This window comes from Thiothrix caldifontis, assembly GCF_900107695.1.
Lineage (GTDB): Bacteria > Pseudomonadota > Gammaproteobacteria > Thiotrichales > Thiotrichaceae > Thiothrix > Thiothrix caldifontis.
The window spans coordinates 24476-44650 of sequence record NZ_FNQP01000019.1; the positions used below are offsets into that span (position 1 = coordinate 24476).

23 protein-coding genes are annotated in these 20175 nt (G+C 48.4%); 14 read left to right on the top strand and 9 right to left on the bottom strand.

Features of this window, described 5'->3' with window-relative positions; genetic code table 11:
* Positions 1 to 3: 3 nt before the first annotated feature.
* Entirely contained in the window at positions 4 to 1314 is a 1311-nt protein-coding gene (locus tag BLV87_RS14180) for a homoserine dehydrogenase (RefSeq protein WP_093069726.1), read from the bottom strand.
* A 2-nt stretch (positions 1315 to 1316) separates the two neighbouring features.
* Positions 1317 to 2510 carry an alanine transaminase gene (gene alaC / locus BLV87_RS14185; protein ID WP_093069794.1) on the bottom strand — a complete coding sequence of 398 codons (1194 nt, stop codon included), beginning with the start codon at positions 2508 to 2510 and terminating at the stop codon, positions 1317 to 1319.
* A gap of 111 nt (positions 2511 to 2621) precedes the next feature.
* Between alaC and BLV87_RS14190 the strand changes: the two genes are divergently transcribed.
* The gene (locus tag BLV87_RS14190) at positions 2622 to 2993 is read left to right on the top strand and encodes an Mth938-like domain-containing protein (protein WP_093069728.1); all 372 of its coding nucleotides are present in this window, start codon (positions 2622 to 2624) and stop codon (positions 2991 to 2993) included.
* On the opposite strand, the gene rpoS is transcribed toward BLV87_RS14190, so the two are convergent.
* From rpoS to BLV87_RS14215, 5 genes are all read right to left on the bottom strand, one after another.
* Positions 2990 to 4006, bottom strand: a complete 1017-nt coding sequence (gene rpoS, locus BLV87_RS14195; protein WP_093069729.1) for an RNA polymerase sigma factor RpoS — start codon at positions 4004 to 4006, stop codon at positions 2990 to 2992. The genes BLV87_RS14190 and rpoS overlap by 4 nt on opposite strands.
* 326 nt (positions 4007 to 4332) lie before the next feature.
* Positions 4333 to 4812 (bottom strand): DUF3106 domain-containing protein, encoded by a 480-nt coding sequence (locus BLV87_RS14200; RefSeq protein ID WP_093069731.1) that lies wholly within the window; start codon positions 4810 to 4812, stop codon positions 4333 to 4335.
* The gene (locus BLV87_RS14205) at positions 4793 to 5029 is read right to left on the bottom strand and encodes a hypothetical protein (protein ID WP_093069732.1); all 237 of its coding nucleotides are present in this window, start codon (positions 5027 to 5029) and stop codon (positions 4793 to 4795) included. Before BLV87_RS14205 ends, BLV87_RS14200 begins: the two co-directional genes overlap by 20 nt.
* Positions 5030 to 5061: 32 nt before the next feature.
* A complete protein-coding gene (locus BLV87_RS14210; protein ID WP_093069734.1) occupies positions 5062 to 5475 on the bottom strand; it encodes a hypothetical protein in 414 nt (137 codons plus the stop codon).
* Positions 5472 to 6071, bottom strand: coding sequence for an RNA polymerase sigma factor (locus tag BLV87_RS14215; protein ID WP_245707044.1), 600 nt, complete (start codon positions 6069 to 6071; stop codon positions 5472 to 5474). The genes BLV87_RS14210 and BLV87_RS14215 overlap by 4 nt, the downstream gene beginning before the upstream one ends.
* 163 nt (positions 6072 to 6234) lie before the next feature.
* Here BLV87_RS14215 and ypfJ point away from each other — a divergent pair, with 163 nt between their 5' ends.
* The gene (gene ypfJ / locus BLV87_RS14220) at positions 6235 to 7104 is read left to right on the top strand and encodes a KPN_02809 family neutral zinc metallopeptidase (RefSeq protein ID WP_093069735.1); all 870 of its coding nucleotides are present in this window, start codon (positions 6235 to 6237) and stop codon (positions 7102 to 7104) included.
* On the opposite strand, the gene BLV87_RS14225 is transcribed toward ypfJ, so the two are convergent.
* Positions 7105 to 8274 carry a pyridoxal phosphate-dependent aminotransferase gene (locus tag BLV87_RS14225; RefSeq protein ID WP_093069737.1) on the bottom strand — a complete coding sequence of 390 codons (1170 nt, stop codon included), beginning with the start codon at positions 8272 to 8274 and terminating at the stop codon, positions 7105 to 7107.
* A 36-nt stretch (positions 8275 to 8310) separates the two neighbouring features.
* Between BLV87_RS14225 and BLV87_RS14230 the strand changes: the two genes are divergently transcribed.
* The 5 genes from BLV87_RS14230 to BLV87_RS14250 all read left to right on the top strand — a co-directional run bounded on the left by BLV87_RS14230 (position 8311) and on the right by BLV87_RS14250 (position 14159).
* Complete coding sequence (locus BLV87_RS14230; RefSeq protein WP_093069738.1) at positions 8311 to 9114, top strand: M23 family metallopeptidase; 804 nt, start codon at positions 8311 to 8313, stop codon at positions 9112 to 9114.
* A 633-nt stretch (positions 9115 to 9747) separates the two neighbouring features.
* Positions 9748 to 10614: a 5-bromo-4-chloroindolyl phosphate hydrolysis family protein gene (locus BLV87_RS14235; protein WP_093069740.1), complete on the top strand. Its 867-nt coding sequence runs from the start codon at positions 9748 to 9750 to the stop codon at positions 10612 to 10614.
* A gap of 30 nt (positions 10615 to 10644) precedes the next feature.
* A complete protein-coding gene (locus BLV87_RS14240; RefSeq protein WP_093069742.1) occupies positions 10645 to 11820 on the top strand; it encodes a toxic anion resistance protein in 1176 nt (391 codons plus the stop codon).
* 3 nt (positions 11821 to 11823) lie between these two features.
* Entirely contained in the window at positions 11824 to 12921 is a 1098-nt protein-coding gene (locus BLV87_RS14245) for an SPFH domain-containing protein (protein ID WP_093069743.1), read from the top strand.
* 14 nt (positions 12922 to 12935) lie between these two features.
* Positions 12936 to 14159 carry a TFIIB-type zinc ribbon-containing protein gene (locus BLV87_RS14250; RefSeq protein ID WP_093069745.1) on the top strand — a complete coding sequence of 408 codons (1224 nt, stop codon included), beginning with the start codon at positions 12936 to 12938 and terminating at the stop codon, positions 14157 to 14159.
* A gap of 8 nt (positions 14160 to 14167) precedes the next feature.
* On the opposite strand, the gene BLV87_RS14255 is transcribed toward BLV87_RS14250, so the two are convergent.
* Positions 14168 to 14770 carry a hypothetical protein gene (locus BLV87_RS14255; protein WP_093069747.1) on the bottom strand — a complete coding sequence of 201 codons (603 nt, stop codon included), beginning with the start codon at positions 14768 to 14770 and terminating at the stop codon, positions 14168 to 14170.
* A 181-nt stretch (positions 14771 to 14951) separates the two neighbouring features.
* Here BLV87_RS14255 and BLV87_RS14260 point away from each other — a divergent pair, with 181 nt between their 5' ends.
* The 7 genes from BLV87_RS14260 (at position 14952) to BLV87_RS14290 (ending at position 20064) form a co-directional block, all read left to right on the top strand.
* Entirely contained in the window at positions 14952 to 15323 is a 372-nt protein-coding gene (locus BLV87_RS14260) for a TusE/DsrC/DsvC family sulfur relay protein (protein ID WP_093069749.1), read from the top strand.
* 129 nt (positions 15324 to 15452) lie between these two features.
* Positions 15453 to 16070: a C40 family peptidase gene (locus BLV87_RS14265; RefSeq protein ID WP_093069750.1), complete on the top strand. Its 618-nt coding sequence runs from the start codon at positions 15453 to 15455 to the stop codon at positions 16068 to 16070.
* 129 nt (positions 16071 to 16199) lie between these two features.
* Complete coding sequence (gene lysM, locus BLV87_RS14270) at positions 16200 to 16643, top strand: peptidoglycan-binding protein LysM (RefSeq protein ID WP_093069752.1); 444 nt, start codon at positions 16200 to 16202, stop codon at positions 16641 to 16643.
* An 18-nt stretch (positions 16644 to 16661) separates the two neighbouring features.
* The gene (locus tag BLV87_RS14275) at positions 16662 to 17132 is read left to right on the top strand and encodes a YidB family protein (protein WP_093069753.1); all 471 of its coding nucleotides are present in this window, start codon (positions 16662 to 16664) and stop codon (positions 17130 to 17132) included.
* Between the two features lie 77 nt (positions 17133 to 17209).
* On the top strand, positions 17210 to 17623 hold the full coding sequence (locus tag BLV87_RS14280; RefSeq protein ID WP_093069755.1) for a gamma-glutamylcyclotransferase family protein: 414 nt from the start codon (positions 17210 to 17212) through the stop codon (positions 17621 to 17623).
* 78 nt (positions 17624 to 17701) lie between these two features.
* Positions 17702 to 18670, top strand: a complete 969-nt coding sequence (locus BLV87_RS14285) for a MerR family transcriptional regulator (RefSeq protein ID WP_093069757.1) — start codon at positions 17702 to 17704, stop codon at positions 18668 to 18670.
* Positions 18667 to 20064, top strand: a complete 1398-nt coding sequence (locus tag BLV87_RS14290; protein ID WP_093069758.1) for a cryptochrome/photolyase family protein — start codon at positions 18667 to 18669, stop codon at positions 20062 to 20064. Before BLV87_RS14285 ends, BLV87_RS14290 begins: the two co-directional genes overlap by 4 nt.
* Positions 20065 to 20175: the final 111 nt, after the last annotated feature.

The following is a 20175-nucleotide window of genomic DNA, read 5'->3' on the forward strand; positions in this document are numbered from 1 at the left end:
TGTTTAGCCCAAAGTCTCTACACGGATACGCGTTACGCTACTGCAAATAGTCTCCAGTGCTTCAATCGCCGCAATCGCCTCATTCATATTGCCTTCGCGTACTCGTTGGGTCAGCATGATGATGTCCACTTTATCCACACCACTGGTAGGTTCTTTCTGAATAAAAGCTTCAATACTGATCTGGCGCTCGCCCATAATGCGGGTCACATCTGCTAATACACCGGGGCGGTCTAGTGCGCACATTCTCAAGTAAAATGCGGTTTCCACCTCATCAATCGGCAGAATAGCAGTATCCTCAAGCTGTGAAGGCTGGAATGCCAAATGCGGTACACGATTTTCCGGGTCAGCCGTTAATGCACGGGTAATATCCACCAAATCAGCAATTACGGCGGAAGCCGTCGGCTCCGCACCCGCACCCGCCCCGTAATACAAGGTAGCACCGACCGCATCACCTTTCACCAATACCGCATTCATGACGCCATCCACATTCGCAATCAAACGCCGTTGCGGAATGAGGGTTGGGTGTACGCGCTGCTCGATCCCCGCATCAGTACGACGGGCAATTCCCAATAGTTTAATACGGTAGCCCAATTCAGCCGCGTAACTCACGTCTTCAGCCGTGATTTTGGAAATGCCTTCCGTATAAGTTTGCTTAAATTGCAGCGGAATACCGAATGCAATGGAAGACAAAATGGTCAGCTTATGGCCTGCATCAATACCTTCTACATCAAACGTCGGATCCGCCTCGGCATAGCCCAACGCTTGGGCTTCAGACAATACATCGCCAAAACTGCGGCCTTTGTCACGCATTTCGGTCAGAATAAAGTTGCTCGTACCGTTGATGATACCCGCCAACCATTCAATACGGTTTGCAGCCAAACCTTCGCGCACCGCCTTGATGACCGGAATACCGCCTGCAACGGCCGCTTCAAACGCGACCATCACGCCTTTGGCTTGGGCAGCAGCAAAAATCTCATTGCCGTGCAAGGCAATCAATGCTTTGTTTGCAGTAACGACGTGTTTGCCATTATTAATCGCCTGCAACACCAAATCACGCGCCACGGTATAGCCACCGATCAATTCGACCACAATTTGGATGTCGGGGTCGTTAACCACATCGAAAGCGTCCTGCGTTAAACGCACGTTTCCCAAGCCTAATTCTTCTGCACGGCTGAGGTCGAGGTTTGCAGCATAGTCAATCACAATACCGCGACCTGCACGGCGGGCAATTTCTTCTGCATTACGCTTCAACACAATGGCAGTACCACCACCGACAGTCCCCAGCCCCAGCAGGCCAACCTTGACGGGATCCATGCTCACTCCTTTAAACCTTGATCTTTACGAAACATTTGTTTGATATTACGGATCGCCTGACGAGTACGGTGTTCGTTTTCAATCAGACTGAAACGCACATGATCGTCGCCGTACTCACCGAAACCAATCCCCGGTGACACTGCCACTTGTGCATCTTTCAACAACTTTTTAGCGAATTCCAACGAACCCATCGCAGCATACTGTTCGGGAATTTTTGCCCACACGAACATGCTGGCTTTGGGGCGTTCAACTGCCCAACCTGCTGCATTTAAACCATCGCACAACACATTGCGGCGACTTTCGTACATTGCGCTAATTTCTTTGACGCAATCTTGCGGGCCATCCAGTGCAGCAATCGCAGCAATCTGGATGGGTGCAAACATACCGTAATCTAGATACGACTTAATACGCTCCAGCGCTTTGACCAACACAGGATTACCGCACATAAAGCCAACACGCCAGCCCGGCATATTGTAGGTTTTAGACAGAGAATAGAATTCCACCGCAATGTCTTTCGCCCCCGGCACTTGCAGGATCGATGGCGCTTGATAGCCATCAAAGCAAATCTCACCGTAAGCAATGTCGTGGATAACCCAAACGTCATGCTCTTTGGCGACTTTGATCACGCGCTCGAAAAAGTCGAGCTCTACGCACTGCCCGGTTGGATTGCCGGGGAAATTGATGATCAACATTTTGGGCTTAGGCCACGAGTTTTTTATCGCGGCTTCCAGCTCGACAAAGAAATCCTTACCTTCCACCAGCGGCACATGGCGAATATCGGCATCTGCAATAATGCTGCCATACGGGTGGATCGGATAGGCGGGATTTGGCACGAGTACGGTATCACCTCGGCTTAACGTTGCCAGAGCCAAATGTGCCAAGCCTTCTTTAGAGCCGATGGTCACAATCGCTTCGGTTTCCGGGTCAATGTCCACGTCAAACTTACGTTTGTACCAATTGCTAATGGCTTTACGCAAACGCGGAATGCCCCGAGACATCGAATAGCGATGCGTGTCACCACGTTGCGCTGCTTCTACCAGTTTGTCTACAATGTGTTTAGGCGTCGGCTGATCGGGATTACCCATCCCGAAGTCGATAATATCTTCGCCTTTGGCGCGTGCTTCCCGCTTAAGCGCATCGGTGATTTTGAAAACATAGGTGGGAAGCCGGTTTATTCTTTGAAAATCGTCCTGCACGGTTCTGTGTCCTGGAAGAAAACAACCCATCACTGGGGCCATTGTTAAACCAGCCACATTACAATTCACTATGCAGGCTGTCAATTACAGATAAAGGCCAAGGTAAGCTAAATGAAGTTCAGCGAGGAATTGAATAGCGCTCATTACCGCATTACCGGTTACGATGATGCATGGATAGCCGTCAATCAAAACACTCTAACCAGCAGCTTTTTAGTCGGTTCGCAAACACTGATCACAGACTGGCAACCGCAATCCATTCTGGAACTACAACCAACACATTTAGCACCCTTGTTTGCGATTGGAGCAGAAGTGATCTTGATTGGCACAGGGAAAAATCAACAATTTCCACAACCTGATACCTGGAAAGTGTTGGTACAACACGGTGTGGGTTTTGAAGTGATGACGACTGCTGCTGCTTGCCGCACTTATAATGTATTGTTGTCCGAGGCAAGACGTGTAGCGGCAGCGTTTTTCTTAAATTAGCCAATACCTAACAGATTTTCACCTGACAAACCTTTGTTTTCCAAAATACGGCGTAACCGTTTCAGCGCATCCATCTGAATTTGACGAACCCGTTCGCGGGTTAAACCCAAGGCTTCACCCACTTGTTCGAGCGTAGCGCGTTCGTGACCGTGTAAACCAAAACGGCGTACAATTACTTCTTTTTGCTTGAACTCCAACTGACCTAACCAACTATCAACTGACTGAGTAATATCTTCATCTTCTAAGCGACTGTCCGGCTCATCACTGGTTTCCGCGCTGACGAAATCGACCAAAGGACTATCACTGTCTTTGCCGACGGTCACATCCAACGACGTAATGCGTTCGTTGAAATCCAACAATTTGCGTAAGACTTCAATCGGTTTGTCTAACGCTTCCGCCACCTCCGGCAAAGAGGGTTCATACCCCAACTTTTGGGTCATTTCCCGCACTTTGCGTAGATAAGCATTCAGCTCTTTATTCACATGAATAGGCAAGCGAATGGTGCGTGTTTGATTCATCAAGGCACGTTCAATATTTTGACGAATCCACCAAGTGGCATATGTTGAAAAACGGAAACCACGCTCTGGGTCAAACTTTTCAACTGCATGAATCAACCCCAAATTGCCTTCTTCAATTAAGTCAGGCAAAGGCAAACCACGTCCCATGTAACGGCGGGCAATTTTCACTACCAAGCGCAAATTACAGGTAATCATTTTTTTGCGACCAAATTCATCACCATCACGGGCGAGACGACCATAAAAAACTTCTTCTTCAGAGGTTAACAGCGGAGAAAATTCAATTTCACGCAAATACAACTGAGTAGCATCAATTTCACCTGTGGAGACTGACACAGGAACTTGTTCGGTCAGATTAAGGGATGCATCTTCATCTAAGACATCATCATTGATATTGTCATCCTCAAGGTCATCGTCCAGTTCTATAACATCGACGGCTTCCGATGACACGAAAGCTACCACTTTTTTACTATCTATATGGGTCTGTGGTCGTGACATTCCTGAGACTCCTTTGTGTAAAGGCATTGTTGCCTTGTTTGGTATTTTCAGCATAAAACAATCGGATTTGTATTACTGAGCTGACACAAATCACATTAACCCCAGCAGGCATAACATGCTTTCAATATTATTATTTTTACACATTAGCACAAATCGACATCAACGAGAAGACATTAACGCAAACTTAACGAAACACATAACCATTTAATTTCAAAGAAAATTATTTTCTAATAAATAAAAGTGATTAAAAGTTATCCTGAACAGCGCCTGAACACAGAAAAAATAATTCAGAACGTCATCAAGAAATCAATCTATTTTTCAAAAAACTAGTATGCCCCATATTTCTGCTGCAAGTCTTTCATATAAGCCTTACGCTCAGCATCATTCATATTGCGCCATTGTTCACGTAATTGCTTACGCTCTGCCTCTGGCAACTTTTTTACCCACTCATGCCATTGCTTAATCTTGGCCTTCTGTGCTGGTGACATTAATTTGTAACGTTTGAGCTGTTTAGCAATTTTCTTCTGTTGATCAGTGGAAAGCTGCTTCCACTCACCAAAACGTTGCTTGATTCGAGTACGCTCTGCCGCTGATTTTGCAGCCCAACGACGTAAATTATCTTGGGTCTTATCCGATAAAGACTCCCACTCGCTTTGAAAAGACTTTAATATCGACTTTTCATTATCACTCAGCATCTCCCACGTTACCGTACCTGCCATTGAGTTCCCCCCCATAAACGACATTATCGCCATTAGGAGCGCCATTAAAAAACCAATAAAATGACGTTTATTGCTGCTGTTGTTCATCGTTTTTCTCCACAGTGTTATCTGCTAGCAGGTACTCCTGATCAACACCGGCAAACTCGATAAATTCCCCAGCTTTCTCCCAATCACTCCCCACCTCATCCCACCACGTGAGCATTGTCGCAATCTCATCTGCCGTTTCTGCGGCAGAGACCGAACCTATACCACTCAACACCACCAGCAATGTGCCACACATCAATAGGATTCCTTTCCTTCGCATTGTGTTCTCCTTAACTAACTTAAGTTACGTGGTTAACCGTATTCGGCCTCCAACCACTCATACATATCCAGATTCTCTAGCAACTCCATATCCTCACTGGCGGTTAGAATCTCCATGACGTTCACATCCTCATCAACTGCTTTTGCATCCGTAAAATTATCGCCAGAGGCAACCGGTTCATCTGGATGCAATTTGACAACATCCGGCAGCACCCATAGAGTCACTGCTAATGTGACAGCCGTTGCAACAGCAAATCCCCGTGAAAGCGATGAAGAATTAAAACACGCCGACCAATGGCGCTTTGGTTCCAATTCCAACGCTTGTAAACGTAACTGGGTCAACTTTGCCTGAGTCTGCCAATCCAGTCCTATAACAGCCTGATCCATCCCCTGTCTCACGGCACTTACTAATAACTGCTCAGTAATTTCGTGTCTCATCTTTGTCATTGATAATCTCCCAGTTTTTTCCGCAAACTGTGGACGGCCCTTGAGTAATGTGTTTTTACGCTCCCTTCAGAGCACTTCATAATTTTTGCTGTTTCAGCAATGTCGTAACCTTCCCATCCCCTTAATAACAGCGCTTGCTGCTGACGCAGCGGTAATTGCCCTATTGCAGTCTGCATTAGCACACTCATTTCGTTCTGCAATAACTGACTTTCTGGCTCCAAAAACTGAGTCTGTACAACCTGATCTTCTACATCGACATCCTCTTCTTCCGGGTTTTTGAAAAAAAATACTCGCCAGCGATTACGTACTTTCTGACGCCGATGCCAATCGTTAATTCGGCTGTGCAGAATGGTATGAAATAACGCACCCCATTCGTTGTACGGATGTCCTGAATACTTCTGCACCAGTTTGAATAAGGCATCTTGTACAATATCCAGTGCCTCCTCTTCATCCTGAGTTGCCAGACGTGCAATGATGAAGGCACGCCGACTCATATCCATCAGGAAATGATTCAGGCGTGTTGTATTATCCAAACTCTCATCTTTGTGCGAATCTCTCTCCAACTCCTCATTATGAGCAGTTATCAATGCCGCCATTCTCATCATATTCCTTTGAGTGCCCCTCGTTCCCCTGTCCATAACCGGGGACTCCAGTAGATTAACGCTGTAGTCATTTATAAGTTGACAGATTCCACTTAATTAGCTTTAGTTCTTCACAACACGAAATAATTCCTGCAAATATTTTTATGGAGAAATCAAGATGCGCTGGAGAACAGGACGACAAAGCAACAATGTGGAAGACCGGCGTGGACAAGGCAGCAGTCGCGGCAAAGGGGGCATGAAAATCGGCTTACTCGGAACAATCGCCATTGTGCTGATTGGCTGGTACATGGGTGCAAACCCTATCCAACTATTAGGGCTAGTTGGGGGCGCTAATACCATCTTAGGCGGGTTTGGCGGTGGCAGCAGCAGTCAAGAAGTTACAACCGGCGTACCACAAGACGATGCAGGGCGATTCGCTTCCGTTGTCTTAGCATCGACTGAAGACGTGTGGAATCCCGTCTTCCGACAATTAGGTGGGCGCTATGTGGAACCAAAACTGGTGTTATTCACCGATAGCACTGACTCCGTATGTGGTTACTCTACAGCAGCAACAGGCCCTTTCTATTGCCCAGGCGACCAAAAAGTCTACATCGACCTCGGCTTTTTCCGTGAACTCCAAAACTTAGGTGCATCAGGTGATTTTGCCCAAGCCTATGTACTGGGGCATGAAATCGGGCATCACGTCCAGAATCTCATGGGTACAACAGACGAAGTAACCCGCTTACAAAACAGCATGAGTAAAACCGACGGCAATGCTTTGTCAGTCGCTTTAGAACTACAAGCAGACTGTTATGCGGGTGTATGGGCACATCATGCCCACCAACAGTTCAATATTCTGGAGTCCGGTGATATTGAAGAAGCCATTAACGCGGCGGGTTCTATCGGTGATGACCGCCTGCAACGCATGTCAGGGCGGCGCATCAATCCTGATTCCTTCACGCATGGCTCCTCAACACAGCGCATGGAATGGTTTCAGCGAGGGCTAAAATCCGGTGATTTAAAAAGCTGCAATACTTTTGGCAGTTAATTAGCTTGGCAAGCTGTGGGCAAGGCGCTCTACCGCCTGCTCTAGCCGCGCTACACTGGTCGTATAGGCGAAACGCACATGGGTCGTTGCTTGATTGCTACCAAAATCAATCCCCGGTGTGAACACCACTCCCGTTTTATCCAACATAGCCGCACACAAACGTTGCGCATCATCACCAAAGCGCTCTGATCCAGCATAGATATAAAATGCACCTTGAGGTTCTGCTCGCACTGAAAAACCTAACGTTCGTAACGCAGGCAATAAAAAATCCCGCCGCCGTTGCAACGCCTGCCGTTGCGTTTCCATCACTGCCAAGGCTTCAGGCGTGAAGGCAGCCAATGCCGCGTATTGCGCGGGCGTTGATGCTGCTAGAAAAATGTTTTGTGCCAAACGATCCAGCGTTGCAACTGCCCATTCTGGCGCAACCACCCAACCCAAACGCCAACCCGTCATACCAAAGTATTTAGAGAAACTGTTAATCACCCAAATATTATCCGCATCCACCGCCAAGGCCGTTACATCAGGTATGCCGTAGGTCAGCCCCTGATAAATTTCATCAACAATGAATTGTCCACCACGTGGCTGCACTTCCGCATAAAGCGCTGCTAATTGCGCCACACTCAATACTGTTCCGGTGGGATTAGCAGGTGTTGCCAACATCACGGCACGGGTGCTTTTCCTCCAATAGTGCTGAATGTGTTCAGGCGTTAATTGATAGGCCGTTTCCGCGCCCACGGGTAGCCCGGTGGCAATACCTTCAAACAAACGCACAAAATGGCGATTGCAGGGGTAGCCGGGATCAGTCATCAACACCTCATCACCCGGATTCAACAGTGCACCTAGCACCAATTGCAATGCGCCGGAAGCACCCGGTGTAATCATAATGCGCTGCGGTGAAATATTTACCCCAAAACGACGGGCATAATAATCTGCAATAGCTTCCCGCAAAGCAGGCAATCCACAGGCTGCCGTGTATTTCGTTTTCCCTGCTTGCAACGCTTTTACTCCCGCTTCCACAATCGGTGGCGGTGTTGGGAAATCAGGCTCCCCCACTTCCATATGGATGATGTCTTGCCCCGCAGCTTCACGCTGCCGCGCTTCTGCCAATAAGGCCATCACATGGAATGATTGGATGTCCCGCATTCGTTCAGCGGCTATGCTATGCTTCATCGTATATTTTGTACCAACTTGATCAGGTCAATAAAAATGAAAAAATGGTTACTGTTAAGCATGGCGCTCTATTCTGCTAATGTGCTGGCTTTGCCACGTGAAAACCCCGTACCGGGTGGAATTGTACACATCCCTATTGCACCACTTTCTGACCCAGCACCCATTGTACAATACGCTGGTAATCGGGTAACGGTTGTCCCGCAGGATTCGCAATGGCTGGCTATCATCGGCATTCCTCTCGATACGGAAGGTGACACGCAAAACGTCAACGTACAAGGGCAAGAGCCTATTGCCTTTCCCATCCAACCCAAGCAATACAAAACTCAGCGTATTACCATCAAAGATAAAAACAAAGTAGAACCGGATGATGAATCCACTCAACGCATCCTTCGTGAACAAATGCTACAGCAACAACTCAAAACGCGTTTCAGCGTAGGTGAAGCACAATTAGACTTTATCAAGCCCGTGCCGGGACGCGATACAGGACGCTTCGGCCTGAAACGTTTCATCAATAATCAACCACGCAATCCGCACAGTGGCATGGATATAGCGGCAGCAACTGGCACACCGGTTAAGGCAACCACCGCTGGCAAAGTTATACACACCGACGATTTCTTTTTCAGTGGCAATACTGTCTACCTTGATCACGGTGCAGGCGTGATTAGTATGTATGCGCACCTAAGTGAAATTCAGGTAGAAACCGGTGATATTGTTCAGCAAGGGGATATTATCGGCAAGGTAGGCAGCACTGGTAGAGCAACCGGCCCACATCTGCATTGGTCTGTGTATTTGAATGGTGAAGCTGTCGACCCAGCATTATTTCTATCGAACAAAAAATAAGCCGAGGGTTCAGGTTAGATTCATGGATTCAAGACTAGTATAGTCCCAACTTCAGCAGGAATCGCGAACTTGGGGTTTGTGGTAACGATTTCGTCGTCAGAAGTATCTGAAATAAAAAATAAGCTTGTTCCGCCGTTCTGACACTCAATGGCATAAGAGATTCGGGATGACGGCACGCTGAAGTTACAATCTCAACCCCTACCCTTACAACCGGCCATTTTATTGGGGAGCTGGTTGAATGGTGAGGATTGAGCAGTGAATGTACATTCGTAAACAGGGGGTTTACTTGCATTCATTACCGCAGCAATTTGCTACGGTGTTCTTGAGTTACCTTCGCAAAAAGCGAGTCTTTTCATGGCTCGCTTTTTTTTTGCCGTTCTGACATAGACATTAACACCATTATACAGCTTTCGTTCATAAATAAAATCTTTTTGTGCGTCCAATACCGGAATAGAATAGGTTATCACTCGCCAGACACGCTACACTTAGCAACAGATTATAAAAAGGAGGACATGTCATGGCTTATGCCTTACGCAAGACGGTTGGTTTTATTCTTTTAGTGGTCACAGTTGGTGGCGTTAGTGTGCTATCCATCTTCAACTTATTTCCACCGCTGTTCTAATGGGAGACACCATGACCACGACCGTCAAATCGGCTGCCAAACGTTATGAGCCTACCATTCACAATGTCCGTTATGGCATCAAAGGCATTCTGCTTTATTTATTGCCGCTACCTGCCCTGATTACGGCTATCGGTTCACTGATGCGCGGTGACGTCATGGCTACGTTGGTAACGGGTGGGGTATTCGCCGCGTTCATGGTGGGCGCGAGTGTGGCTCGCCACGGTTTCCGGCTGGAAGGTGAATATGAGCGGCGTAAAATTGCCCGCGCACCATCGACTCCTTTCAAAACCGTTGCCGCGCTTATTATCAGTATTGCCACGGGTATTTTAGACTGGTGGAGTTCCGACTATGCCATGAGCGGTATTTTGCCTGCGGGGTTGATTAGCGCAGTGACTTTCCTTGGATTTGCGTTGTATTACGGGTTAGACCCGCGTAAAGACAAAGCAGGCAATATTTCCATCGGCGTCACGATTGAAGAAGTCTTGGACGCACTCGATGCCGCCAATATAAAAATCGACGCCATCGAACAAGCACGCCGCCAAATTCCCAACCCTGAATTCAATGCCCGCCTGCAACGCATCACCAGCAAAGCCCGCGAAGTGCTCACCAGTATCGAAGATGACCCAACCCGCCTGTCACGCGCCCGCAAATTCCTCAAGGTCTATTTAGACGGCACACAACGTGTGACCGAAGGCTATGCACGCACGCATCAGGGAGAAAAGGCAGTTGCTCTGGAAACCAATTTCAGTCGTGTGCTGGATTCGATAGAGCAGACCTTTGCCGAACAACAAGCAAAATTATTGGAAGACAACCATTTTGATCTGGACGTGCAAATCGAAGTCCTCGAAACCCAACTCAAACGCGAAGGCGTTCTCTAATTAAGCGATAAACTCAAGGAGAAGACCCCCATGAATGAAACTCAAACAACCACCGCCACCGTAACCCAAACCGCGCCTGCCATCGTTCCCGGCACTGAACTCGCTCCCCTGCCAGAAATGACCACCGAACTGGTCGCTTACGCCCAAGCCGATGATACCAATAAAAGTAAACTCGAAAATATCATCGCGGAAATCGATATGAACGACCGCAGCAGCATTATGTTCTTCGGCACCAAAACCCAAGAGCAAATGACCGCCATTTCTGAAAAAATGCTCAACGGTGTCAAAAACAAAGACATCGGCTCCGCAGGCAAATCCCTGACCAATATGGTCGTTGCCATTAAAGGCTTCGACATTGATTCCCTCAACCCCAATGACGAACCCAGTTGGTGGGAAAAACTCATCGGCAAAGCCAAACCTGTCGTCGAATTCCTCAACAAATACGAAGAAGTCCGCAAGCAAATCGACACCATTACCGACGAGATGGAAGGTCACAAAACCCAGTTGCTGACGGATGTAGTCACACTCGACAAGCTCTATGAAGCCAACCTCGACTTTTTCCACAACCTCGAAGCCTATATCGCCGCTGGTGAAGAAAAACTGCGTCGCTTGGAAACCAATGAAATCCCTGCACTGGTTGCCAAAGTCGAAGCCAATACCGCCGACATGATTTTGGCGCAAAACTTACGTGACTTGCGCAGTTCGCGTGACGATCTGGAACGCCGCGTACACGATTTACGCCTGACCCGCCAAGTCGCGATGCAAAGTTTGCCCAGCATCCGTTTGGTGCAAGAAAACGACAAAACCTTGATCAATAAGATCAATTCCACATTGATCAACACCGTGCCGTTGTGGAAAAACCAATTAGCGCAAGCTGTTACCATTTTCCGCATGAGCGATGCCGCCGAAGTCGTCAAAAAAGCATCGGATCTCACCAATGAATTGCTGGAAAAAAATGCCGAAACCCTGCGCATGGGCAATGCCGAAACCCGCAAACAAATGGAACGCGGCGTGTTCGACATTGCATCGGTGAAAAAAGCCAACCAAAGCCTGATCGACACCATCAACGACTCGCTGCGCATTGCCGACGAAGGCAAGGTCATGCGTGCTAAAGCCGAGGAAGAAATCAAGGTCATGGAAAGCGAACTGCGCCATGCGCTGACTTCCGCCAAAGCCAAGGCAGACAGCCCCCGCCAAGGAGTATAAATCATGGGATTATGGGACAAATTGATGGGTGAGTTTGTTGATGTCATCGAATGGACTGACAGCAGCAGCGACACCATGGTTTACCGTTTCGAGCGCCACGGCAACGAAATCAAATACGGCGCGAAACTCACCGTGCGTGAGTCGCAAGTGGCGATTTTCGTCAACGAAGGTCAGGTAGCCGACGTACTCACCCCCGGCATGTACGTGCTGGAAACCCAAAACCTGCCGCTACTGTCCACCCTGCAACATTGGGATCACGGTTTCAGCAGCCCGTTCAAAGCTGAAGTCTATTTTTTCAACACCAAGCAGTTCACCAATCTGAAATGGGGAACGCGCAACCCGGTGATGATTCGTGACAGCGAATTCGGCGGGGTGCGCATTCGCGCCTTCGGTACGTATGGAATGCGCATTGACGATTCGCGCAAATTCATGCAAGAAATCATGGGGACGGATGGAAACTTCACCGTCGATGAAATCAGCGACCAGTTGCGCAATCTGATTGTGACACGCTTTAGCAGTATCGTTGCCAGTGCGAATATTCCGGTGCTGGATATGGCAGCCAACTACGAACAATTGGGGCAATTCGTCACCCAGAAAATTGTCCCGGAATTTGCTGCTTATGGCCTGAAGCTCACCAATATTCTGGTGGAAAATATCTCCCTGCCCACTGAAGTCGAAGAAGCGCTCGACAAGCGTACCAGCATGGGCATGATCGGCAACCTCGACAAATACCTGCAATACCAAACCGCGCAAGGCATTGGTGAGGGCGGTTCCAACAGTGCGTTGGATATGGGCATGGGTTTTGCGGTTGCTAATAAAATGGCAGAAGTGCTGAACAAACCGGCAGCAGCAACACCACCACCGTTACCGGATACCGGCTGGCATGTTGCCAGCGGGCAGGAATCCAGTGGCCCGATTGGAATGCCACAATTGCAACAAATGGCGCAAAATGGGCAACTCACCGCCACAACGCTGGTGTGGCAAGCGGGCATGGCAAACTGGCAAGCAGCGGGGGAAACGGCAGCACTGCGGGGTTTGTTTGCTGGGCAAGTAACCCCACCGCCGATTCCACCGTCAGCGCCCCCTCACAGTAGCGAATAACAGTGCAGGCTTAAATGGCGGATAATAACAACACCAAACAACAGCATTTTCCGTGCGAACAATGCGGCGCTGATTTGCTCTACCAACCGGGGACAGAAGCGCTCCAGTGTAACTATTGTGGGCATCAAAACCTGATCCGCCCTAACCAGCAAGAGATTCGTGAATACAGTTTCGAGCAGGCATTGCGGGCTATCCAACAGGGCAAGTTGCGCCCGATAGATAATACTCAGGTCATTAAATGCCCTAATTGTGCCGCCACATTTGAGCTGAAGCCAAACACCCACGCCGGAGACTGCCCATTTTGTGGCACACCGGTAGTGACGGGAACAGAACAGGCACGGCTGTTCCAACCCAAATCGTTGTTGCCGTTTTTGATCACCGAAAAAGATGCCCGTAGCGCGTTTGATAAGTGGATTGGTGGCTTATGGTTTGCGCCTTCTGCCCTGAAAAACAAAGCCAAACGCGATGAAAAATTGCTGGGCATTTACATCCCATACTGGACGTATGACAGCCATACCGACAGCTATTACCGGGGTGAACGCGGGGTGGTTTATTACGAACGTCGCATGGTGACGGTGATGGTGAATGGGCAACCACGCCAACAAGTGCAAAATGTACCACGTGTGCGCTGGACACCTGTTAGCGGACGGGTGCGCTTATTTTTTGACGATGTATTAGTAGGCGCTACCCACACCCTGCCCCGTGCGATTCTTGACCGTCTCGAACCGTGGGATTTACCCAATCTCGTGCCTTACAACGAAAGCTACTTGAGCGGTTTCCAGAGTGAAATTTATCAGGTGGATTTGGACGAAGGCTTTGAGCAAGCCCGTGGCATTATGGATAGCCGCATTTACAATGCCATTATCAGCGACATCGGCGGCGATCAACAACGTGTTCATAGCCTGCAAACCCAACATTCAGCCACCACGTTTAAACACGTTTTGCTGCCGGTTTGGTCAGCAGCCTTTCGTTATAACGGCGAAACCTTTCGCTTTGTCATTAACGGGCGTAACGGCAAAACCCAAGGCGAACGCCCTTACAGTGTGGTGAAAATTGTGTTTGCCGCATTATTGGGGCTGAGCTTGCTGGGCGGTTTGGGGTATGTCATGGAAAAAGCCGGAGTGTTTGAACAAGCCTTGCAACAGGGCGGCAATTATTACCAATACCAGCAATACCAAACACCCCGCCGTTTACCTGACCCGTACCGTTACGACCCTTATCGTGCGCCGAGGTATTAGCGCCGGATTTATACACCGTACAATTGCTGCATCAAACGCAGTTGCTCCAATACGGCCCAAGGCGCATCCAAAAACAGCACAACATCACGGTGAGCGGTATGTTGTTGCAAATGCTCGAACAAAGCGCGTAACGCTTTTGGCGAGAGCGTTTCGCTGGAACGTATCAAGCCAATTTGCGCCTCTGCACCTTGCGGCATTGCAGCAAACCACTCGCCTTCTGGCAACACATGCACGGCGAAACGCTCCAACCACGCCTCCGGTAGCCAAGGGATTACCCCAGCATCTGCCACAATTCCCAGCACTTGGACTGATAATTCCTGTTCGATAGCAGCCCGTACTGCTTGCCAATGCGCCGCTTGCAACAGTTCTGGCGTTAATTCCACATAGAAACCGAAATCTTGCCCGACTTCCACCGACCACGCTTTAGCTTGCTCTACGGGTGCTACCCACTCACTCGCTGGAATCAGTAAGCGACTGAATTCATTAGCGTAATATAAAGCCTGCCAAGCGGCTGGTAAATCATCCGGGTAAAAGACACTTGCCCAATTAGCAGGCGACCAGCCATAAGCCGCTAAGGTTAACGTCGTCAACGTGGGGGTAGTAGCGTTCATGAACACTCGACTATGCAGTGAAATAACAGCCGCTTAGCATACCACGCGGATCAATCGAAGACATAACTTGACTTATGCGCTCGGAAATACTACTTTCAGGATACAAACAAGGTATCAAACCACACCACTAGAGATAGTCGGGTTTGTCATCACCACAGAAAACACTCAGGAGGATTGAGTTATGATGTTTAGCGATGTTTCTTTGGATGAGATGTTCCCACGTGCCCACGCGGTCATGCGAGCACCGTTACCTACCCTTAAAACCGATAAGGTTTACCAATTAATCCGCAACAATGCCGCTGAACGCGGTATGACACTGACCGCAGAACACATGGCAGTGATCAATTTCATACTCGACTTCTACGAACATTGCGATGACTGCCAGAATGCGCGAATGCTGGCGGATATGCTGCAAGAAGAATTTCTGCCCCAAGGCGGGCGTAAATACCTGTATCAACTCTTCCCCGATGGCCCACTCAGCACCATCCACGACATTGCCGAATTACCCAAACTAGGCAATGAAACCGATAACAGTTTCGGTACCAACTGGTAAAAACACTTAACGGCGAATAAAACCCAACCCAATCGCTTCAGGCGATTGGGTTTTTTGTTTGTATTCAGGATTGAACTTATAGAATGCCCTTACATTCTAAATGCATAACAAAAAACAGGGCAGATCATAATGGGCAATATTAAAGCAGCACTGCTAGTGGGCGCAGTCACTACTGTACTCGGCGGATGCGCACCAATGGGTTCATACCCGCAAACCGCGCAATACCCTTACTGGAATCACACCGTTCCAGGGGTTTACCAAAACCAAGCACGACCGTATTTCACCAGTTATAATCAACCCTCGATGTCGCAACCGGCATTTTCACAACAGTACCAACCGTTTTCGCAACAAGCCGAACCTTATGACGCACCCGCCAGACGCGCCTTATTGGCACAAGCGCATCAAGCCCTAGGCGTGCGCTACACGTTTGGGGGTGAAACCCCACGCGAAGGCTTTGATTGCAGCGGCCTGACTCAATACGTCTACAAAAATGCCCAAGGCATTACCCTACCGCGCACCGCCGCCGAACAAAGTACCGCCAGTCGCACCGTTAGCTTTGAACAGATGCGCCCCGGCGACTTAATTTTCTTCCGCACCAGTGGCAGCAAAGTCAACCATGTGGGTATTTATATTGGGCGTGGGGATTTCATTCATGCCGCATCCGGTGGCAGCAAAGTGAGTATCGACAACTTGAGTAAAACCTATTGGCAACAACGTTTGGTTAAATTTGGCGCTTTTCTCGCTTAAAAACCTTCCATCCGTGAACCTTTCAACAAGATTTGCCGACTGACCGTCAGGCCAGTTGTTAATTTTGGCTGAATAACGTCTATACTACGGATGGAGATTAATTCATACGTAAACCAAGGAGAAAATAAGATGGGATTGTTTGATTTCGCCCGTAACATTGGCAAGAAAATCTTCGGCAAGGAAGAAGAAGCACCTGCTGCTCTGACTCAACACATCAATGAAGACAACCCTGGCGTTGACGGCTTGCAAGTGGAAGTCAAAGACGGCGTGGCTACGTTGACTGGTCAAGCGCAATCGGCTGAAGCACTGGAAAAAGCCGTATTGATGGCGGGCAATGCCATGGGCATTGAATCCGTGAAAGCGGATGGCATGACCATTGCGGACGGCAGCCAAGTCGGTGGTGATGACGAATTCTACGTGATTGAAAAAGGCGACACCCTGTGGGAAATCGCTGAGAAAGCATACGGCAATGGTTCAAAATACACCCGTATCGTCGAAGTTAACCGTGAAGTCATTAAAGACGCAGACAAAATCTTCCCAGGTCAAAAAATTCGCATCCCGAAAAGTATTTAAGTAAAGGTACAGGCACACATGGACATAATGCAAATTGTTACCCAAGTATTCAAAAGCCAATTGGATACTGACCGTGATGGTCAATTAGAGATCACTGAAATTGCGTCAGCCATGATGAAACTCATGGGCAATAGCGGCAATCAAGCACAAGCAGGCGGTTTGGGTGGCTTAGCCTCCATGATTTCCGGTATGCAAGGCGGCGGTGACTCTGGTTTGGCATCACTGGCGGCTTCATGGTTAGGCAATGGTCAAAATGTACAGCCTTCTGGTAGCCAGCTGACTCAAATGTTTGGTCAAGATAAAATTGCAGCATTTGCCCAGCAATTAGGTCTTACCCCAGATCAAGCAATGAAAGGTCTGCAAGCGGCTGTTCCAGAAGTCGTGGATAAAGCTTCCCCTAACGGTTCATTGGATATGGGTAGCCTGTTAGATTCCGTTGGTGGCGTGTCCGGCGCTATCGGTCTGGCAAGCAAGTTGTTCGGGCGTTAAGCAATCTGACCGACCATTAAAGTCTGAAAGCCGCCCTAGTAAGGCGGCTTTTTATTTTCTAGCACTGAAATTCACGTATGCATAATGTTTTTACTTACGGATCATTGATGTTTGATCGTGTATGGTCACGTCTTGTAAACGGTCACTACACCGCGATACCCGCTACCCTACATGGGTATCAACGCCTTGCTGTCAAAGACGAAGAATACCCGGTTGCTGTCGCCGAACCCACCGCAACTATCACTGGTATGCTATATTTAAATATTAGTCCTGATGATATTGCCCGACTGGATAAATTCGAAGGTGACTACTACACACGGCTCCCTACACCAGTCATAACAATAAAAGGGGTTATCTACCCTGCAGAAACCTATATTCTCAAACCAGCCTATCAACACATTGCAACTGTCAATACTTGGGATGAGGAGTTCTTTCGTACCCATGGTATTGAACAGTTCATCGCCCGCTATCAAGGTTTTACTAAACCGTAATTTTCATGGGAATACTATTCTATTACCAGAATCTCACCTATAGTTAGCAGATTATTGTACAAGGCTGTTACAAATCTTATGACTTTCGTGACTGATCACAACACCTCTGACATAACGGCACTTTTCCCTATTGGCACAGTATCCGAACAGACGGGGGTAAACACCGTTACATTACGGGCATGGGAACGCCGTTATGGTTTAATCAAACCCCGACGCACTCCCAAAGGACATCGTCTTTACAGCTACCAAGATGTCGATCGTGTCAAACAAGTTTTAGTCTTGTTGGAGCAAGGTATCCCCGTTGGACGAGTACGCACTGTACTCGATAGCAGTGAGAATCCATCAATGTTATTACGGGCTGCACAAGACGTGCAAACTGATGACCCTTGGGGGCACTATCACACCTTATTTCAACGCTGCATCCATAAGCTTGATGTTCGTTCGCTGGAACACACACTCAATGAAGCTGTGTCGCTATATTCCTTGGAATTGGTTGCAAAAAAGCTGATTATGCCGCTGTATCAACGGCTTTGGCAACAGCAAGCCATGCTTCCCTCTACCCGCGCTGACTACGCTTTCCTGCATGAGTTTCTATGCGTGAAACTCGGCTCGCGTTATTTACACCATAACAGCCGTGCGAATGGCAAACGTATCTTGCTAGTGAATACCCAAACTCATGCCGTGCAATTGGAAGTGCTTTTACTGGCGAACATTACCAGTCAACACGGTTATCAAGTCAGTTTGCTAGGCGTAGAAACCAGATTGGATCATTTACCGTTAATCATTGAGCGTGCCTCTTTTGACGCGCTGTTACTTCCCAAGACTGGTTTATCTGCCAGCTTGCAAGCCCTGAGCACCATGACGCAAATTCCTGTTTTTCTTAGTGGTCAGCACACCTCAGACATACATGAAGAAACGGCTGATAACCAGATGTTACGCAACAATATCCACTGGCTCCCCGATGAATTAAGCGAGATTTGTCAAGCCCTTGATCAAGTGCTCGTGAAAGAAGCTACTCACACACCAATCCTGCTCGCTTCAGCATGACAACTGCACTGGTTTGGTTACGTCAAGACCTGCGCTTAGCAGATAACCCAGCGTTGTACCATGCTTGTCGCACCTGTGAACACGTTATCCTCGCCTTCATTGATGATCCACTGCCAACCTCTATCAGTCAGTTAGGGGCTGCCAGCCGCGTGTGGTTACATCATAGCTTGCAAGCATTCGACGAACATTTGCAGGCACTGGGGAATCGCCTGATCTTGCGCCAAGGGGCTGCCTTACCTGTCTTACAACAATTGCTCGCAACCACCGGCGCAACCCATGTGTATTGGAACCGCGTGTATGACCCCGCAAGTCTTGCCCGCGATAAGCACATCAAGGAAACCCTCAAACAAACGTGTAAGGTTCACAGCTTTAATGCCAGCCTGCTCAATGAGCCATGGGAAGTGTTAAAACCTGATGGCACGCCTTACAAAGTATTTACACCGTTCTGGAAAGCAATGTTGAAATACGGCATTCAACACCTGCCATTACCCACTCCAGAACGTATCCCTGCTCCTGCTTATTTGCCGGATAGTTTGCCGTTGAATGCTTTGGCGTTATTGCCCACTATCCGCTGGGATATTGGCATGATGGCACATTGGCAGGTCGGCGAAGTGGCTGCGATGCGCAAATTGCTGGCATTTCTGCCAAAAGGGGCGAATTACAAAGAAGCACGCAATCTGCCTGCACAAACTGGTACAACCCGACTTTCGCCACATTTGCACTTTGGAGAAATCAGCCCACGTCAAACCGTGTATCACGCCAAACACTATTTGCAGTCACACCCCGAGGCAGAAAGCGGCTGGCGGCATTTTATGCAAGAAATTGGCTGGCGGGAGTTTTCATACCATTTACTGTATCACTTTCCGCATACTCTGGAACGCGCACTGGATGCACGTTTCGACGCTTTCCCCTGGGCGGAAGATCACGCGGCAGTACTAGAACGATGGCAGCATGGGAAAACCGGTTTTCCAATTATTGATGCGGGGATGCGTGAGTTATGGCAAACCGGCTGGATGCATAACCGCGTGCGCATGATTGTCGCCTCTTTATTGACCAAGAACTTACTGGTTCCCTGGCAAGCGGGTGAACAGTGGTTTCGCGATACCTTGGTAGATGCTGATCTGGCCAGCAATGTGTTTGGTTGGCAGTGGACAGCGGGCTGCGGGGCTGATGCAGCGCCCTATTTCCGCATTTTTAACCCGATTTTACAAAGCCAGAAGTTTGACCCCGAAGGGAAATACATTCGCCGCTGGGTTCCAGAGTTACAAAATCGGGATAATAAACAAGTGCATCTGCCTCGTGAGAGGGGCGATGATTTACGCGAATATCCTTTGCCCTTGGTAGATTTGAAAGCAAGTAGAACGTTGGCATTGACACTATTCAAGCAGATTTAATGTTACTCGGCTCATCATTTCAGAAGAATCAGTCTCACCAACATTTCTATTTGAGACAGTTTATGTTCTCTCAGCAAGATTCTGGTACGATACCCACCTTATTTAAACTGC